This window comes from Blastococcus sp. SYSU D00669 (genome assembly GCF_054050715.1).
Genome location: NZ_JBJGZV010000036.1, coordinates 1 through 17,225, shown reverse-complemented (window position 1 = coordinate 17,225; position 17,225 = coordinate 1). Strand labels below are relative to the sequence as shown.

Here is a 17,225-nt window from a genome sequence, read left to right as displayed (position 1 = left end):
GTGATCAGCCGCCTGCTCATCGCCAACCGCGGGGAGATCGCCGTCCGCGTCGCCCGTGCCTGCCGCGAGCTCGGCATCGAGGTGGTCGCCGTCTTCTCGACCGCCGACCGGCACTCCGCCGTCGTCGAGATGGCCGACGAGGCTGTGCACATCGGGCCGCCGGCCCCGCGGTGCAGCTACCTGCACGTGCCCAACATCGTCGAGGCGGCGCTGCGCACCGGCGCCGACGCCGTGCACCCCGGCTACGGGTTCCTCTCCGAGGACCCCGACTTCGCCGAGATCTGCGCCGCCGAGGGGCTCACCTTCGTCGGTCCGCCACCCACCGTGATGCAGCAGATGGGCAACAAGGCCACGGCCCGCCGGCTCATGGCCGACGCCGGCCTGCCGCTGCTGCCGGGCGTGGTCGAGCCGGTCCGCACGGCCGACGAGGGCCGGGAGATCGCCGACCGGATCGGCTACCCGGTGATCATCAAGGCCGCGGCCGGCGGCGGCGGGCGTGGCATGACCGTGGTGGCGGCGCCCGGCGACTTCGCCGAGGCCTTCACCGCCACCCGGGCCACCGCCCGTGCCGTGTTCCGCGACCCGGCCGTCTACGTGGAGCGGTTCCTGCCCGGCGCCCGGCACGTCGAGGTGCAGGTGCTCTGCGACACCCACGGCAACGGCGTCTACCTGGGCGAGCGCGACTGCTCGCTGCAGCGCCGGCACCAGAAGCTGCTGGAGGAGGGCCCGGCCGCGCACCTCTCCCCCGCGCAGCGCAGCGGCCTGGGCGCCCTCGCCGTGCACGGCGCGCTCTCCGTGGGCTACACCGGCGCCGGGACGATGGAGTTCCTCGTCGACGGCGCCGGGCGCGCCTACTTCATGGAGATGAACGCCCGGATCCAGGTGGAGCACCCGGTCACCGAGCTGCTCACCGGGGTGGACCTGGTGCGCGAGCAGATCCTGGTCGCCTCCGGCCGCCGGCTCCAGCTGCGCCAGGAGGACGTCGTCCCCCGCGGCGCGGCGATCGAGTGCCGGATCAACGCGGAGGACCCGGCCCGCGGGTTCGCCCCGGCGCCCGGCCGGCTGGAGGTCCTGCGCGTGCCCGACGGGCCGTGGACCCGCTTCGACACCGGCTACCGCCAGGGGGACGACGTCCCCCCGCACTACGACTCCCTGCTGGGCAAGCTCGTCGTCTGGGCCCCCGACCGCGACCGGGCGGTCCGCCGCATGGACCGCGCCCTGGCGGAGCTGCGGGTCGAGGGCCCGGGGGTGCACACCACCGCCGACCTGCACCGCGCGCTGCTCCGGCACCCGGACGTGCTCGCCGACCGGCACGACGTCCAGTTCCTCGACCGCACCCTGCCCGAGCTGCTGGCCCGCACGGCCGCGCTCGGCGAGGAGCCGGCGCCCGCCCTCCCCGACGCGCGCGGCTCGCTGCAGCTCGTCCGTCCCGCGGCCCCGGACCGACCGGAGCCGCTCCCTCCCCGCGAAAGGACCCCTGCCGTGCCCCACCCCGACTTCACCCTCGACGACCTCATGGACCTGCTGACCCAGAAGGCGGGCCTGCCCCCGGCGGACCGCACCGACGACCCCGACGCCCGGTTCGAGGACATCGGCCTGGACTCGCTGGCCTTCCTGTCCATGCAGACCGAGCTGCACGACCGCTACGGCGTGGAGATGCCCGACGACAGCCCGGGCCGCTACACGTTCGGCGAGATCGTCGCCACGGTCCGCGGCTCCGCGCCGGCCGGGATGGCCTGACATGAGCAGCACCCTGGAGCGGGAGACGATCGGCCACACCGACAACTCGATCTTCATCGACGCCGACCTCGACCACGTCTGGCGGATGACGAACGACCTGGAGTCGTGGCCGCAGCTGTTCACCGAGTACGCCGAGGTGGAGATCCTCGCCCGGACCGGGTCGACGTTCCGCTTCCGGCTCAAGATGCACCCCGACGAGTCCGGCCGGGTGTGGAGCTGGGTGTCGGAGCGCACCCTCGACGAGGCCGCCCACGAGGTCGTGGCCCGCCGCCTCGAGCCGGGGCCGTTCGAGTTCATGGACATCCGCTGGACCTACGCGCCGGAGGGCACCGGCACCCGGATGCGGTGGGTCCAGGACTTCCGGATGCGCCCGGAGGCACCGATCGACACCGCGGGGATGACCCGGCGGATCGACACCAACAGCAAGGTCCAGATGGCCGTCATCCGCGACAAGGTCGAGGCGGCGGCCCGGGCGCGGGAGCAGGAGACGTGAGCACCGGGCCGGTCGCGGTCGTCCTGCCCGGCGAGAGCGGCGCCTTCGCCGGGCTGGCCACCCCGTGGCGGTTCGACGACCCGGCCGCCGAGGTGCTGGACGAGGCCTCCTCCGTGATCGGCCGCGACGTCGTCGACTGGTGGCGGGACCCGCTGGCCATGGCCGACGCCGCGGCCGCTCACCTGGCCGTGGTGGTGACCGGCGTGGCCGCCGTCCGCAGCCTCACGGCGCAGGGCCTGCGCCCGGTCGTCGTGGCCGGGCACGGGGTCGGCGAGTACGCCGCGCTGGTGGCCGCCGGCGCCCTGCCGCTGGACCAGGTCGTCGAGCTGGTGCACTGGCGGGCCGACCTGCTGAGCCTGTCCCCCCGGCCGTCCTGCGCCGGCATGGCCGCCGTCATCGGCCCGGCGGCCGGCACGGTCGCCCGGATGCTGGTCGCCGAGGCCGGCAGCTCCGGCACGCTGGCCATCGCGTGCGTCGACGGCCCGCGGCAGGTCGTGCTCTCCGGCACCCGCGAGGAGCTGGCCCGCGCCCGGCGGGCGGTGCTCGCGGCCGGCCTGGACATGGTCCGCCTGCCGGGGCGCGCGGCCTGCCACGGCCCGCTGATGCGGCCGGTCGCCGTCCGCCTCGCCGCCGCCCTGGCCGACCTCGACTGGTCGGACCCGACCGTGCCCGTGGTGCCGAACGCCGATCCGGTGCCCACCCGCGACGGCGACCGGCTGGGCACCTGCCTGCGGGCCCACCTGACCTCCCCCGTGCAGTGGGAGGGCACGTCCACCGCGCTGGTGGCGGCCGGCGCGACCGCCGTCGTCGAGGTCGGCAGCGTGCCCGTCCTGGGGCCGCTGGTCCGGCAGGTCCACCCCGACCTCCCGGTCTGCCTCGCCTCGGGCCCGCACCTGCCCGTCCCCGTCGCACCCCGGGAGCCCGCCCTCGCCAGCCCGGTCCCCACCCGAGGAGAGACATGACCACCATCCAGTCCGCCCCGGCGGTCCGCTGCGGCCCGACCGTGCACCGGGCCGACGTCGTCCCCAACCGGCGCCGCGGCGGCGACATCCGGGTGCTGCTGTCCCCCACGAGCGTCGGGGCCACGGCCGGGTTCATGGGCACGCTGACCCTCGAGCCGGGCGAGGTCGTGACCGAGCACTGGCACCCGTACTCGGAGGAGTACCTCTACTGCGAGCGCGGGGACGTCCTGGTCACCCTGGACGGCGAGGAGCGGCGGCTGGTCGCCGAGTCGGCGGTGCACATCCCGATCGGCGTGCGCCACCGGATCGTCAACGACGGGACGACGACGGCGTTCTTCGTCTTCCTCTGCGGCCCGCTGGCGCCCCGCCCCGAGCTCGGGCACGTCGACACCGAGGTCCCCGCCGCGTCGAACGGCGCCCGGTGAGCACGGGCGGGCGCCGGGTCGTCGTCACCGGGATCGGCGTCGTCGCGCCCGGCTCGATGGGCCGCGAGGGCTTCTGGGACATGCTGACCGCCGGGCGGACGGCGACCCGGCGGATCACGTTCTTCGACCCGAGCCGGTTCCGCTCGCAGGTGGCGGCGGAGGTGGACTTCGACGGCCGCCTGCTCGGGCTCACCGCCCAGGAGGTGCACCGCAACGACCGCTTCGTGCAGATGGCGCTGGTCGCCGCCGACGAGGCGGTCGCCGACAGCGGGCTGGCGCTGGGCTCGGGCGCCGACGACGCGCCGCCCCCCGAGCGCGTGGGCGTCACCCTCGGCAGCGCCGTCGGGGCCACCATGCGGCTGGAGCAGGAGTACGTCGCGGTCAGCGACGCCGGGCGGCACTGGCTGGTCGACCCCCGCTACGCCTCCCGGTTCCTCCACCACGCGCTGGTGCCCAGCTGCGGCGCGACCGAGCTCGCCGTCCGGTTCCGCGCCCACGGGCCGGCCACCGTCGTCTCCACCGGCTGCACGTCGGGGATCGACGCGGTCGGCTACGGCAGCCAGCTGATCGAGGACGGCGACGCCGACGTGGTCGTCTCCGGGGCCAGCGACGCCCCCATCTCGCCGATCTCGATGGCCTGCTTCGACACCATCCGGGCGACCACGGGCAACAACGCCGACCCCGAGCACGCGGCCAAGCCGTTCGACGCCCGCCGGGACGGGTTCGTGATGGGGGAGGGCGCCGCCGTCCTGGTCCTGGAGGAGCTGGAGCACGCCCGGCGGCGCGGCGCGGAGCCCTACTGCGAGATCACCGGCTACGCGAACCGCTGCAACGCCTTCCACATGACCGGCCTGAAGCCCGACGGCACCGAGATGGCCGAGGCGATCCGCCAGGCCCTGGACCAGGGCCGCACCGACCCCGACGAGGTCGGCTACGTCAACGCGCACGGCTCGGGGACCAAGCAGAACGACCGGCACGAGACGGCGGCGGTCAAGCTCAGCCTCGGCGAGACCGCGCGGCGGATCACCATGAGCTCGATCAAGTCGATGGTCGGGCACTCGCTGGGGGCCATCGGGTCCATCGAGATCGCCGCGACGGCGCTGGCCGTGCAGCGCGGCGTCGTCCCGCCCACCGCCAACTACGAGGTCCCCGACCCCGAGTGCGACCTCGACTACGTGCCCGTCACCGCCCGGGAGCAGAAGGTCGACGTCGCGGTGTCGGTCGGCAGCGGCTTCGGCGGGTTCCAGTCGGCGATCGTGCTGGCGCACCCCTCGCGGCGGATGCCGTGAGCGGGCTGCTCGTCACCGGCATCGGCGTCGTCGCCCCGACGGGGATCGGCGCCGAGGCGCACTGGTCCTCGCTGCTCGCCGAGCGGTCGGCCATCGGGCCGATCGAGGGCTTCGACGCGGCGCGCTACGGCGTGACCCTGGCCGGGCAGGTCCGCGACTTCGTCCCCGGCGACCACGTGGCGCCGCAGCTGATGGTGCAGACCGACCGGTGGACGTGGACGTCGCTGGCCGCCGCCACGCTGGCGGTGCAGGACGCCGGCTACGAGCCGCCCGAGGACGTCTACGCCACCTCGGTGTTCCTCGCCGCCGGCTCGGGCGGCAACGAGTTCAGCCAGCACGAGATCCAGGGCCTGTGGGCCAAGGGACCGCGGTCGGTCGGCGCCTACCAGTCGATCGCCTGGTTCTACGCCGCGAGCACCGGCCAGATCTCCATCCGCGACGGCTGGAAGGGCCCGTCGGGTGTCGTGGTGAGCGAGGGCGCCGGCGGCCTGGACAGCATCGGCTGGGCGCGGCGCGTGGTGCGCCGCGGCACGCCGGCGGTGCTGGTGGGCGGCACGGAGGCCGGGATCTGCCCGTACGCGGTGCTCTGCCAGGCGACGAGCGGCCGGCTGTCGACGGCGACCCGGCCGGAGGACGCCTACCGGCCGTTCGACCGGCGGGCCAACGGCTCGGTGATCGGCGAGGGCGGGGCGATCCTGCTGCTCGAGGAGCCCGGTGCCGCGCGGGCGCGCGGGGTCCGTCATGTGTGGGGTGAGGTGGCCGGCTACGGCGCCACGCACGACGCCCACCACCACGAGGACCCCGCACCCGACGCCGTGCAGTACGCCCGCGCCATCCGGCTCTCGCTGGTCGACGCCGGCGTGCGGCCCGAGGAGGTCGACCTCGTGATCGCCGACGGCGCCGGCACGCCAGAGCTCGACGCCCTGGAGCTGCAGGCGCTCGCCGACGTGTTCGGCGGCCGCTCGACGCCGGTGCCGGTGACCGCGCCGTCGTCCTGGACCGGCCGGCTGATGGCCGGCGGATCGGCGCTCGACGTGGCCACGGCGCTGCTGGCGATGCGCGACGGGATCGCGCCCGGGACCGCGCACCTCGACGACCCGGTCGACGCCCCCGGCGTCGAGCTCCTCCGGCACCCCCGCGTGCAGGACGTCGGGACCGTCGTGGTGCTGGCCCGCGGATTCGGCGGCTTCAACAGCAGCCTCGTGCTGCGCCGGGTCGAGGAGGCGGCGTGACGACGGTGGACGGCGGCGGCGTGCGCACCCTGCTGCGGATGCGCACGCGGGAGGGGTGCGAGGCGCAGTTCGAGCAGGCCTGGCGGCGGGCCGCGGCGGAGATCAGCCGGGTGCCGGGCAACCTGCGGCAGGAGCTGGTGCGCGACGCCGACGACCCGCGGACCTTCCTGATCACGGCCGACTGGGCCGACCGCGCGTCGGTCGACGCGTTCGGTCGCAGCAGCGCCCGCGAGACCCTCACCGCGGCGCTGCGCGACCTGCGCGAGGACGCCTCCCGCAGCACCTACGAGGTGCTGTGCACCGTGCCGGGCGAGCGCGGCCCGCACGTGCGGGTCGACATCCGCACGGTGGTCGGGCCGGGCGAGGAGGAGGCCTTCGAGCGCGGCTACCGCAAGACGGTCGAGCGGCTGCACGGCACCCGCGGGCTGGTGCGGGAGGAGCTGCTCAAGGAGCCGGACGCGCCGGTGTTCCACATCTTCGCCGAGTGGGAGTCGGAGCAGGACTTCACCAACTGGGTCGACGACCCCTCGCACGCCGACCAGACCGCGTCGCTGGTGCGCTGGCTGTCGGTCGACTTCGAGCGGCAGCTGTACGAGATCCGCTACCGGCCGCCCGACCACGTCGGCGGCGACGGCGGCTACGAGGCCCCGCCGCCGAGCCGGACCGTTCCGTCCGCTCCGCTCCCCGCACCGAAAGCGGCCCCGCTTTCCGCACCGGAACCGGCCCCGCTTTCCGCACCGGAACCGGCCCTGCTTTCCGCGCCGAAAGCGGCTCCGGTTCCGGCGCCGGAAGCGGACGTGCCGGTGCCGAGCGCGACGGTGCAGGAGTTCGTCGCGAAGCCCGAGACCACGCGGCCGGTGGCGCCGCCGTCCCCGACCCCGCCCGTCCCCCACGGCCCGACCGACGTCGAGGTGCTGGTCGTGGGCGCCGGCCCGGCCGGGCTGACGCACGCCATCGAGCTGGCCCGCCGCGGCATCGCCGTCCGGATCGTGGACAAGCGGGAGCAGGCGGCCACCCAGGCGGACAAGGCGATCGGCATCCACTGCCGCACCATGGAGATCTGGGAGGACCAGGGGATCGTCGCCGACGCGGTGGACGCCGGGATCTGGCTGCACGGCCAGACGGTCTTCGTCAACGGCGTGCAGACCCACCAGGTCGACTGGGCGGGGCTGGACGAGCTGCCCTACGCCCACCTGGGACTGCCCCAGTACGAGACCGAGCGGCTGCTCACCGACCGCCTGCGCGCCGGGGGGGTCGCCGTCGAGCGCGGGGTGGAGCTGGTCGGCTTCGCCCAGGACGACGACGGCGTCACCGCGCAGCTGCGGCGTGCCTCCGGCGAGGTGGAGACCACCCGGGCGCGGTACCTGGTCGGCTGCGACGGCGCGCACAGCGCCGTCCGCTCCGGGCTGGGGCTCTCGTTCGTCGGCGGGCTGTCGATGTTCCCGCAGCTGTTCATGCTCGGGGACGTCGACGTCGACTGGGACATGCCGGCCGGGCACCTGCTGCGCTGGGTGCGCATCGAGGAGGGCGGCGAGTTCACCGGGATGCTGGTCTGCGTCCCGCTCAAGGGCCGCAACCGCTACCGGATCGCCACGCTGGCCCCGGAGCGACTGCAGAAGACCATCGGCTCCGGCGTCGTCCCGGCCGGGTTCTGGCAGGAGTACGAGCCGCCGACGCTGGCCGACCTGCAGGCGGCGGTCGACGACCTCGGCCCGCCCGGGACGACGGCGAGCAACCTGCGCTGGTCGTCGATCTTCCGGATCAAGCACGGCATCGTCGACCGCTACCGCGTCGGCCGGGTCTTCGTGGCCGGCGACGCGGCGCACCTGCACCCGCCGGCCGGTGGCCAGGGCATGAACACCGGGATCCAGGACGCCTGGAACCTCGGCTGGAAGCTCGCCCTGGCGGTCCGGGGTCTGGCCGCGCCCGGGCTGCTCGACAGCTACGACGCCGAGCGCCGGCCGGCGGGCAAGGCGATCGTCGACCGCGCCGTGGCCATCGCGTTCACCGACGAGATGGACATGGACGACGAGAAGGCGCAGTTCCTGCTCGAGATGCAGATGACGATGAACTACGCGGGCAGCCCGCTGGTCGGCCAGACCGAGGACGCCGCGGGGTTCGCCGGCGGGCCGGAGCCGGGGCACCGGGCGCCTGACGTCCACGGCCTGCGCCGGTTCGGGATCGCCCACGACCTGCGGCTGTTCGACCTGACCCGCGGGACGCACACCACCCTGCTGCTCGCCGTCGGCCCGGACGTGTCCGACGAGCTCGTGCTGGCGCTGGAGAAGCTGGCCGTCTCGGTCCGCCAGGCCAGCCGCGGGCAGGTGCACCCGTACCTGCTCGCCGCCGGCGACGCGCAGCTCCCGGCGCTGGTGGACCTGCCGGTGCTGCGCGACCCGGGCGCGTTCCGGGAGGCGTACGGCATCGCCGACGCCGCCACGGCCGCCTACGTCGTCCGCCCGGACGGCCACGTCGGGTTCCGGACCCGCCCCGTGGTGGAGGGGGCCCTGCAGGAGCACCTGGCGCGGGTGTTCGCGCCCTGACCCGAGGGAAAGCCATGTCACTCACCAGCGAGCGGCCCGCCACCGAGCCGGTCCCCGGCGCCGAGATCTACACCTCCGCGTTCCGCGCCGACCCGTACCCGGTCTACGCCCGGCTGCGCGCCGACAGCCCGGTGGTCAAGGTGCGGACGCCGCGCTTCGACTCCTACCTGGTCACCCGGTACGAGGACGCCCGGGCGGCGCTGTCGGACCCGCGGCTGTCCAAGGACCTGTACCGGGCCGGCGACACCTACCTCGCCGTCTTCGGCGAGAAGGCCCGGCAGATCAACACGAACATGCTCAACTCCGACGAGCCGGAGCACAGCCGGCTGCGGCGGCTGGTGACGCAGGCGTTCACGCCGCGGCGGATCGAGGCGATGCGCCCCCGGGTCGAGGAGATCGTCGAGGGCCTGCTCGACCGGATCGCACCGCGCGGGCGGACCGACTTCGTCGACGACTTCGCCCTGCGGCTGCCGCTGGCCGTCATCGGCGACCTGCTCGGGATCCCGCGGCAGGACCACGAGGCGATCCTGGCCGGCACCCAGGTGATCCGGACCGTGGGCACCGGCGGGCGCAGCCCGCAGGAGGACCGGGCGGCGATCGGGGAGGCCCAGCAGCGGCTGCACGCCTACTTCACCGGCCTGGTCGCGGCCAAGCGCCGCGAGCCGGGGACGGACCTGGTCAGCTCGCTGATCGCCGCCCGCGACGAGCAGGGCCGGCTGTCGGAGGCGGAGCTGGTGTCGACCGCCTTCCTGCTGCTGTTCGCCGGCTACCAGACCACCTCGGACTTCCTCGGCAACGCCGTCGTGGCCCTGCTGACCAACCCCGACCAGCTCGACCTGCTGCGCCGGGAGCCCGACCGCATCCCCGACGCCGTCGAGGAGCTGCTGCGCTTCGACGGCTCGGTGCCGGTGTCGAGCTTCCGGTTCGCCACCGAGGACATGGAGATCGGCGGCGTGCCCATCCCGGCCGGCTCGATCGTGACGGTGGTGCTCAGCGCGGCCAACCACGACCCGGCCCTGGTCGCCGACCCCGACCGGCTGGACGTCACGCGCGGCGACGTGGCGCACATGTCCTTCGGCCACGGCATCCACTACTGCCTGGGCACCGCGCTGGCCCGCATGGAGGCGACGACCGCGCTGCGGCGGGTCCTCGTCCGCCTGCCCGACCTGCGGCTCGACGTCCCCGTCGAGGAGCTGCAGTGGCTGCCTGCCGCGTCGGCCTTCCGCGGCCTGCTCGAGCTGCCGCTCCGGTTCACCCCGACCCCCGCCGGCTGAGGAGGCGCGCAATGTCCGAGCTGGCCCAGCTCCCCGGCGCCGAGCTGTCCGGGCGGTTCCTCCTGGGCGACCGCGAGGTCAACCGCCTCGGCTTCGGCGCCATGAAGCTGACCGGACCCCGGCTGCTCGGCCCGCCGGCCGACCGGGCGGCCGCGCTGGCCGTGCTGCGCCGCGCCGTCGAGCTCGGCGTGCAGCACATCGAGACCAGCGACCACTACGGCCCGCACGTGGTCAACGAGCTGGTCCGCGAGGCGCTGCACCCCTACCCCGACGACCTGGTCATCGTGACCAAGGTCGGGGCGCGGCGGACGCCGGACGGCGGCTGGGTGCCGGCGCTGACGGCGGCCGAGCTCCGGCAGGCGGTGCAGGAGGACCTGGACCGGCTCGGGGTCGACGTGCTCGACGTCGCCGCCCTGCGCATGCCGGGGGCCGACCACCGGGCGGCCGAGAGCTCGCTCGCCGAGCCGTTCGAGGCGCTGGCCCAGCTGCAGCAGGAAGGGCTGGTCCGGCACCTGGGGGTCACCCACGTGACCCCAGGGCAGATCGCCGAGGCCCGGCGCATCGCCCCGGTCGCGTGCGTCGAGCACGACTACAACCTGGTCTGCCGCGGGGACGACGCCCTGCTCGACGAGCTGGCGCGGGACGGGATCGCCTACCTGAGCATGCAGGGCTTCTCGTACACGCAGACGTTCCGCGTCCGCGAGCTGACGCCGGCGCAGTCGGCGGTGCTGGACGCGGTGGCGGAGCGGGCGTCGGCCACCCGCGAGCAGGTGGCCATCGCCTGGCTGCTCGCCCGCTCGCCCAACCTGCTGCTGATCCCGGGCGCCACGTCGGTGGCGCAGCTGGAGGAGAACACCGCGGCGTCCGCGCTCGAGCTGGACGCCGTCGACCTGGCGGAGCTCGACGGCCTCGCCGCTGCCCGACCGAACCCCACCCCCGAGGAGGAGCCGTGACCTTCCGACCGTTCCGCAACGTGATCGTGTGCCGCATGGTGCCCGGCAGCGAGGACCAGGTCGGCCCGGTCTTCGCGTACTACGACCGGACCACCAGACCCCAGGACCTCGGTGTCATCGGGCGGTACCTGCTGTCGTACGAGGACCTCTACATCCACGTCATCGAGCGCAAGGAGGACCCGGCGATCTCGGGCCAGCGCCGCGGGCTGCCGGCGTTCCAGCAGATCGCCGAGAAGATCGCCCCGTACGTGACGCCCTACCCGAGCTACTGGGAGAACCCGTCGCACTCGGTGGCCAAGGAGTTCTACCGCTGGGTGCCCGACGGCGACGTGCCGGCCGAGCGCGAGCTGACCGTCATCGTGCAGCGGATGAAGCCGGGCGCCGAGGAGGACATCGCGCGGGTCTTCGCCGACTCCGACGCCGGGCCGCTGCCGGTCGAGACGGGCGTCACCGGGCGCTGGCTGTACTCGATGGAGGACGTCTTCGTGCACCTGCTGGAGCAGGACCCGGTCAAGGCCGCCCAGGTCCGGGCCGACCACGAGTCGCACCGCCCGGCCTTCGCCAAGATCATGCAGGACCTCAGCCCGTACGTGGGCCCGTACGACCCGGCCAAGTGGCAGACCCCGCGCGACTCCGTCGCCAAGGTGTTCCACCGCTGGCAGGCCGACGACTGGCACCCGGAGGACTGAGAGGCAGGTCCCGGGGCCTCCGGACGGTCCGGAGGCCCCCCACCGCCCTCCCCGCGAGGATGGGCGGGTGGAGATCGAGGCCGTCCTGCTGTTCGTCCTGGCCGCGGTCGCCGTGGTCGTCGTCCTGCACTGGGTGGCGGAGAAGACCGGACTGCCCGAGGCCGCCCTGCTGACGGTGGCCGGCATCGTCTACGCGTTCCTGCCCGGGCCGAACGTCGAGCTCCATCCCCACGTGGTCCTGACGCTGGTCATCCCGCCGCTGCTCTACAGCGCGGCGCTGGACTCCTCGCTGCTGGGCATCAGGCGCAACCTGCGGACCGTCGTCAGCCTCTCGGTGTCGCTGGTCCTGGCGACGGCGCTGGTGGTGGGCTGGGGCTTCAGCCTGTTCGTCGCCGGGGCGACGTTCGCCGCCGGGGTGGCGCTGGGGGCGGCCGTGGCGCCGCCCGACCCGGTGGCGGCGCTCGCGGTGGGACGGCGGGTCGGCCTGCCGCCGCGGCTGATCACCCTGATCCAGGGCGAGGGGCTGCTCAACGACGCGACGGCGCTGACGATCCTCACCGTGGCGGTGGCCGCCGCCACCGGTGACGGCTTCTCCACCTGGGGTGCGGTGGGCCAGTTCCTGCTCGCGGCGGCCGGCGGGGTGGTGGTCGGGCTCGTGGTCGCCTACGCCGTCCGGTGGCTGCGGCGGTGGCGGACCGACCCGATGTCGTTGACGGCGATCTCGCTGGCGACGCCGTTCGCCGCGTACCTGCTGGGCGAGGAGCTGCACGTCTCCGGCGTCCTGGCCGTGGTGGTCGCCGGGCTGGTGATCGGGCACGACAGCTCGCGGTTCGTGTCGGGGGTCAGCCGGCTGCAGGTCAACGCCGTGTGGCGGCTGGTCGACTTCCTGCTCGAGGGCCTGGTGTTCCTGCTGATCGGCCAGCAGCTGCCGGTGCTGCTCGAAGGGCTGGCGGCGTACGAGACGTCGACGATCGTGATCGCGTCGGTGGTGAGCGCCGGCGTCGTCCTGCTGCTCCGGCCGGTGTGGCTGGTGCTCACGCAGGTGCTGCCGGGGTCGCTGCACACGCGGCTGGGCGGCGGGGAGGAGGACGCCTCGGACGAGGAGGAGCAGCCCGGTGCCCGGCGTCGGCACGCCGAGGAGCGCCTCACCGGGCGCGAGCTGGTGGCGCTGAGCTGGGCGGGGACGCGCGGGGTGATCAGCCTGGCGGCGATCTTCACGCTGCCGCGGCTGACCGACGCCGGCGAGCCGTTCCCAGACCGCGAGCTGCTGCAGTTCTGCGCGCTGCTCGTCGTCCTGGTGACGCTGGTCGGGCAGGGGGTGACGTTCGCGCCGCTGGTGCGCCGGCTGGGGCTGCGCGCGAACGCCGCCGACCAGGCGCGGCTGCGCAACCGTGGCCGGATCGCGGCGGTCGAGGCGGGCCTCCGGCGGCTCGAGGAGCTGGACCACGAGCGCCACGACGACGTCGAGGACCGCGCGATCCACGCCCTGCGCAGCCAGCTGGAGACCCGGCTGGTGCGCTACCAGGGCCGGCTGGACGCGCTGGAGAGCGCCGACACGGACATCCCGCACAACCCGCAGTACGAGGCGGCGGTGCGGATCTCCCGGTCGGTGCTGGAGGCCGAGCGGGAGGCGCTGCTGCGGCTGCGCGACAGCGGCCGGCTCCCCGACGCCGGCCTGCGGGTGCTCGAGCGCGAGCTCGACCACCAGGAGAACCTGCTCCCCGCCCGGCCGGCGGGCTGAGCACACGCCGAGGGCCCTCTCGACGGATCGAGAGGGCCCTCGGCGTGCGTTGGTCAAGCGGTCACTGGACGGCGCGGCGGTGGGTGAGGATCCAGCCGGCCACCGCGGGGACGACGACCCAGCCGGCGATGATCGCGATCGACTGCGGCTGCTCGAGCCCCTGCGCCAGGTTGAGCACCGAGTTCGCCGGGTCGATCTTCTCCGCGATCTCCGGCTTGAAGCTCGACAGGATCGGGATGACCCCCAGCAGCGCCAGGTACATCGAGGTCAGCCCCGCCGGGGTGTTGGCGAAGGCGGCACCCGCACCGGCACCAGCCACCGCGAAGGCGGCACCCGCGGCCACCGCGACACCCATGGCCCGGCCGGCGCCGTCCCACTCGATGCCGCTCTCCGTCACGGCCAGGACGCCGGCGACCAGCGCCGTCGACACGGCGGCGAAGACAGCGCCGAGCAGCCCGACCGCGGCGGCCTTGGCGGCCAGCACCCGGCCGCGGTGCGGGACCAGCAGGTACGTCGTCTGCACCGTCTTGTGGCTCCACTCCCCCGCCGTCGACAGCACGCCGAGGGTGATCAGCAGGTAGCCGGTGAGCAGGCCCATCACCGAGATCGGGCCGGTCACGGAGCCGAGCTCCTCGGAGCTGGCGGTCGCGATCAGGGCGACGGCGGCCGGACCGAGCAGCGTCGCGGCCACGGCCAGCGACTTGCCCGAGCGGGTGGACAGCGACTTGTGCATCTCGATGCCGACCAGCTTCGGCAGCGACGGACCGGTCCGGCGCACGGGCGGACGGGCGGGGGTGGGAGCGACGGCGGTGGCGCGGCGCTCGAGGGTGGCGGTCATGTCGGGTTCCTCCTGGACGGGGACGAAGGGCGGGTGGTGGGCGGGCGGGGTCGTCATCACGCCGCCGCCGTGAGCTGGAAGAACAGGTCCTCGAGGCCGCGCTCGAGCGGCCGCAGGTCGGTCAGCGCGATGCCGGCGGTCGCGGCCACCTGGCCGACGGCGACCGGCTCGGCGCCGGGCAGCACCAGGGCGCCGTCGCCGCCGTCCTGGACCTCGAAGCCGGCGGCTCGCAGCGCGCGGGCGAGCGCGGCGGCGTCGACGGCACGCACCGCCGTCCCCTCCGAGCCGAGCAGCGCCGCCACCGGCCCGTCGGCGACGATCCGGCCGGAGCCGATGACCAGCAGCCGGTCGACCGTGTGCTCGACCTCGCCGAGCAGGTGCGAGGACAGCAGCACCGTGCCGCCGCGCGCGGCGTGGCCGCGCAGCAGGTCGCGCATCCAGCGGATGCCCTCGGGGTCCAGACCGTTGGCCGGCTCGTCGAAGACCAGCACCGGCGGGTCGGCCAGCAGGGCGCCGGCGATGCCGAGCCGCTGCCGCATGCCCAGCGAATAGCCGCCCACGCGTCGGCGGGCCGCCTCCTTCAGGCCGACGAGCTCCAGCACCTCGTCCACCCGCGTCGCCGGGACGCCGATGGTGTCGGCCAGCAGCCGCAGGTGCGTCCGGCCCGACCGGCCGGGGTGGACGGCGGAGGCGTCGAGCAGCGTGCCCATGACGGCTCCGGGGTTGGGCAGGTCGGGATAGGGCTTGCCGTCGACCAGCGCCGTGCCGGAGGTGGCCGGCACCAGGCCGGTCATCATCCGCATCGTCGTGGTCTTGCCGGCGCCGTTCGGGCCGAGGAAGCCGGTCACCGTGCCGGGCTCCAGGGTGAAGGACACGTCGTCGACGACGGTCCGGGTGCCGTACTGCTTGGTCAGGCCGCTGACCGTGATCATCGGATCCTCCGTGGGAGTTCGTCGTTCTGCCGACGAGAAATCTGCCGGGGACGACGGGGTCGCCGCGTCGGCCGACGGTCCGAGATCCGGGTCCACCTACGGTCCGATCCGGTCATCCGATAGTTGATGCCGGTCATCCACTCCCGGGCGATCCGCGGGGCGCCCGCGCCGACCTACGCTCCGTCGCATGAGGATCCGGGCGCGCTTCTGGCCGGGTCTGCCCACGCGCAGCATCTGGTTCGAGGCGGTCCTCGCGCTGCTCAGCACCGCCACCGTGGCCATCGGCGCCGCGAGCCCGGAGACCGAGCAGCTGCTGCCCGACGGGCCGCTGCTCGTCCTCGGGCTGCTGTCCACGGTGACGCTGTTCCTCTTCCGCCGGTCGGCGCCGCTCGTGCCGTTCGCCGTGAGTGCTGTGCTCGCCGTCGTCCTGCCGCCGCTGTCACTCGGGATGACCCTCACCGCGTACGCCGTCGGCCGGTACGAGGGTCGGTGGCCGCTGCGGATCGGCGCCGGCGTCGTAGGCGCGATCTCGCTCATCCAGCCCTGGACGATCGGGACGGCGAACGAGGCCGTGGGGGCCATCGGCGGGACGGCGCTGGCGATCGTGCTGCCCGCGGCGCTCGGCATCTGGCAGCGCACCCGTGCCCTGCTCCTCGAGGCCCTGCGTGAGCGGGCGGACCGCGCCGAGGCCGAGCGGGAGCTCATGGCCCGCGACGCCGTCCTCACCGAGCGGACCCGCATCGCCCGCGAGATGCACGACGCCGTCGGCCACCGGGTGAGCCTCATGGTGCTGCAGGCCGGCGCGATCGAGATGGCCGCCGGCGACCGCGACCGGGTCGAGCAGCTGGCCGGGCAGGTGCAGGCCGCCGGCCGGCAGGCGCTCGACGAGCTGCGCCAGATGGTCGGGGTGCTGCGGGCGGGCGAGGTCGACGAGGCCGCGCCGCTCGGTCCGCAGCCGGGCCTGGCGGAGCTGCCGCGGCTGGTCGACGAGGCGCGGGAGGCCGGTGTGCCGGTCGAGCTGAGCGGCCCGCCGCAGGAGCCGGTCGACCCGGTGGTGAGCCGGGCCGCCTACCGGATCGTGCAGGAGGCGCTGACCAACGCCGGCAAGCACGCCCCGGGGGCGCTGGTCACGGTGACCGTCGACCGGGGCGCCGGCGCGCTGTCGATCCGCGTGGTCAACGGGCCGGCGACGGCACCGGCCGACGGGGCGCCCAGCGGCGGCTACGGCCTGGTGGGGTTGGGTGAGCGGGTGCGCACCCTGGGCGGGCGGCTGACCGCCGAACCGAGGCTGGACGGCGGCTTCTGCGTGGAGGCGGTGCTGCCGACGTGACCATCCGGGTGCTCCTGGTGGACGACGAGGAGCTGGTGCGCTTCGGGCTGCGCACGGTGCTCGAGGCGGCCGGCGACTTCGAGGTCGTGGGCGAGGCGGGGGACGGCGCCGCTGGGGTGGCCGCCGCCCGTGAGCTGCGGCCCGACGTCGTCCTCACCGACATCCGCATGCCGGGCATGGACGGGCTGGCGGCGACCAAGCAGATCCTGGCGCTGCCGGACCCGCCGCAGGTCGCCGTCCTCACGACCTTCCACGTCGACGAGTACGTGTACGCGGCGCTGGCCGCGGGCGCGGCCGGGTTCCTGCTCAAGGACACCCCGCCGCGGGAGATCGCCGCCGCCGTCCGCGCCGTCGCCGACGGGACGGCGACGCTCTCGCCCAAGGTGACCGCGGCGCTGATCGAGTCCTACGTCGACCGCCGCGCCGCCCCGCGCAAGGCCGAGGCGTTGCGGCGGATCGCCGACCTCTCCGACCGCGAGCGCGAGGTGCTGCAGCTGCTGGGCAGCGGCGACTCCAACGCCGAGCTGGCCCGCAAGCTCTACGTCAGCGAGGCCACGGTGAAGACCTACGTGTCGCGGCTGCTCACCAAGCTGGACCTCACCAATCGCACGCAGGCGGCGATCCTCGCGCACGAGGCCGGTCTGCTGGAGAGCTAGGTGTACTGCTCGGAGACGTTGGTGCACCGGCTGATGGGCGGGAGGTTGCCCAGGGCGGTGTGGGGCCGGTGGTGGTTGTAGTGGTGCAGCCAGCCTGACAGGGCCGCTCGCCGGTTGGTCTCGGTCGT

16 protein-coding genes are annotated in these 17,225 nt (G+C 74.7%); 13 read left to right on the top strand and 3 right to left on the bottom strand.

What is annotated here, in order from left to right; all coding sequences use genetic code 11:
- The 11 genes from ACI8AF_RS21175 to ACI8AF_RS21125 all read left to right on the top strand — a co-directional run bounded on the left by ACI8AF_RS21175 (position 1) and on the right by ACI8AF_RS21125 (position 13,341).
- Complete coding sequence (locus tag ACI8AF_RS21175) at positions 1–1,740, top strand: acetyl-CoA carboxylase biotin carboxylase subunit (protein WP_456541731.1); 1,740 nt, start codon at positions 1–3, stop codon at positions 1,738–1,740.
- Between the two features lies 1 nt (position 1,741).
- Positions 1,742–2,233 (top strand): SRPBCC family protein, encoded by a 492-nt coding sequence (locus tag ACI8AF_RS21170; RefSeq protein WP_456541730.1) that lies wholly within the window; start codon positions 1,742–1,744, stop codon positions 2,231–2,233.
- Entirely contained in the window at positions 2,230–3,195 is a 966-nt protein-coding gene (locus ACI8AF_RS21165) for an ACP S-malonyltransferase (RefSeq protein WP_456541729.1), read from the top strand. Before ACI8AF_RS21170 ends, ACI8AF_RS21165 begins: the two co-directional genes overlap by 4 nt.
- On the top strand, positions 3,192–3,620 hold the full coding sequence (locus tag ACI8AF_RS21160) for a cupin domain-containing protein (protein WP_456541728.1): 429 nt from the start codon (positions 3,192–3,194) through the stop codon (positions 3,618–3,620). Before ACI8AF_RS21165 ends, ACI8AF_RS21160 begins: the two co-directional genes overlap by 4 nt.
- Entirely contained in the window at positions 3,617–4,909 is a 1,293-nt protein-coding gene (locus tag ACI8AF_RS21155; protein ID WP_456541727.1) for a beta-ketoacyl-[acyl-carrier-protein] synthase family protein, read from the top strand. The genes ACI8AF_RS21160 and ACI8AF_RS21155 overlap by 4 nt, the downstream gene beginning before the upstream one ends.
- On the top strand, positions 4,906–6,141 hold the full coding sequence (locus ACI8AF_RS21150) for a beta-ketoacyl synthase N-terminal-like domain-containing protein (protein ID WP_456541726.1): 1,236 nt from the start codon (positions 4,906–4,908) through the stop codon (positions 6,139–6,141). Before ACI8AF_RS21155 ends, ACI8AF_RS21150 begins: the two co-directional genes overlap by 4 nt.
- Positions 6,138–8,684 carry an FAD-dependent monooxygenase gene (locus ACI8AF_RS21145; RefSeq protein WP_456541725.1) on the top strand — a complete coding sequence of 849 codons (2,547 nt, stop codon included), beginning with the start codon at positions 6,138–6,140 and terminating at the stop codon, positions 8,682–8,684. The genes ACI8AF_RS21150 and ACI8AF_RS21145 overlap by 4 nt, the downstream gene beginning before the upstream one ends.
- A 14-nt stretch (positions 8,685–8,698) precedes the next feature.
- Positions 8,699–9,958, top strand: coding sequence for a cytochrome P450 family protein (locus tag ACI8AF_RS21140; RefSeq protein ID WP_456541724.1), 1,260 nt, complete (start codon positions 8,699–8,701; stop codon positions 9,956–9,958).
- Between the two features lie 11 nt (positions 9,959–9,969).
- Positions 9,970–10,911 carry an oxidoreductase gene (locus ACI8AF_RS21135; protein ID WP_456541723.1) on the top strand — a complete coding sequence of 314 codons (942 nt, stop codon included), beginning with the start codon at positions 9,970–9,972 and terminating at the stop codon, positions 10,909–10,911.
- Complete coding sequence (locus tag ACI8AF_RS21130) at positions 10,908–11,600, top strand: TcmI family type II polyketide cyclase (protein WP_456541722.1); 693 nt, start codon at positions 10,908–10,910, stop codon at positions 11,598–11,600. Before ACI8AF_RS21135 ends, ACI8AF_RS21130 begins: the two co-directional genes overlap by 4 nt.
- Positions 11,601–11,667: 67 nt before the next feature.
- Complete coding sequence (locus tag ACI8AF_RS21125) at positions 11,668–13,341, top strand: Na+/H+ antiporter (protein ID WP_456541721.1); 1,674 nt, start codon at positions 11,668–11,670, stop codon at positions 13,339–13,341.
- A 61-nt stretch (positions 13,342–13,402) separates the two neighbouring features.
- Here ACI8AF_RS21125 and ACI8AF_RS21120 read toward each other — a convergent pair whose 3' ends face one another.
- Positions 13,403–14,179: a hypothetical protein gene (locus tag ACI8AF_RS21120; protein ID WP_456541720.1), complete on the bottom strand. Its 777-nt coding sequence runs from the start codon at positions 14,177–14,179 to the stop codon at positions 13,403–13,405.
- Between the two features lie 56 nt (positions 14,180–14,235).
- Positions 14,236–15,111: an ABC transporter ATP-binding protein gene (locus ACI8AF_RS21115; RefSeq protein WP_456541719.1), complete on the bottom strand. Its 876-nt coding sequence runs from the start codon at positions 15,109–15,111 to the stop codon at positions 14,236–14,238.
- Between the two features lie 187 nt (positions 15,112–15,298).
- On the opposite strand from ACI8AF_RS21115, the gene ACI8AF_RS21110 reads away from it, so the two are divergent.
- Both ACI8AF_RS21110 and ACI8AF_RS21105 read left to right on the top strand, forming a co-directional pair.
- Positions 15,299–16,441 carry a sensor histidine kinase gene (locus ACI8AF_RS21110; protein ID WP_456541718.1) on the top strand — a complete coding sequence of 381 codons (1,143 nt, stop codon included), beginning with the start codon at positions 15,299–15,301 and terminating at the stop codon, positions 16,439–16,441.
- Positions 16,438–17,097 carry a response regulator transcription factor gene (locus tag ACI8AF_RS21105; RefSeq protein WP_456541717.1) on the top strand — a complete coding sequence of 220 codons (660 nt, stop codon included), beginning with the start codon at positions 16,438–16,440 and terminating at the stop codon, positions 17,095–17,097. Before ACI8AF_RS21110 ends, ACI8AF_RS21105 begins: the two co-directional genes overlap by 4 nt.
- Here ACI8AF_RS21105 and ACI8AF_RS21100 read toward each other — a convergent pair.
- A partial coding sequence (locus ACI8AF_RS21100) for an integrase core domain-containing protein (RefSeq protein ID WP_456541775.1) occupies positions 17,094–17,225 on the bottom strand: 132 nt, incomplete at its 5' end. The two genes, ACI8AF_RS21105 and ACI8AF_RS21100, sit on opposite strands and share 4 nt — an antisense overlap.

Coding starts and splice junctions, on each gene's coding strand:
- ACI8AF_RS21170 (WP_456541730.1), top strand. CDS start 1,742: ATGAGCAGCACCCTGGAGCGGGAGACGATCGGCCACACCGACAACTCG.
- ACI8AF_RS21160 (WP_456541728.1), top strand. CDS start 3,192: ATGACCACCATCCAGTCCGCCCCGGCGGTCCGCTGCGGCCCGACCGTG.
- ACI8AF_RS21140 (WP_456541724.1), top strand. CDS start 8,699: ATGTCACTCACCAGCGAGCGGCCCGCCACCGAGCCGGTCCCCGGCGCC.
- ACI8AF_RS21135 (WP_456541723.1), top strand. CDS start 9,970: ATGTCCGAGCTGGCCCAGCTCCCCGGCGCCGAGCTGTCCGGGCGGTTC.
- ACI8AF_RS21120 (WP_456541720.1), bottom strand. CDS start 14,179: ATGACCGCCACCCTCGAGCGCCGCGCCACCGCCGTCGCTCCCACCCCC.
- ACI8AF_RS21115 (WP_456541719.1), bottom strand. CDS start 15,111: ATGATCACGGTCAGCGGCCTGACCAAGCAGTACGGCACCCGGACCGTC.
- ACI8AF_RS21110 (WP_456541718.1), top strand. CDS start 15,299: ATGAGGATCCGGGCGCGCTTCTGGCCGGGTCTGCCCACGCGCAGCATC.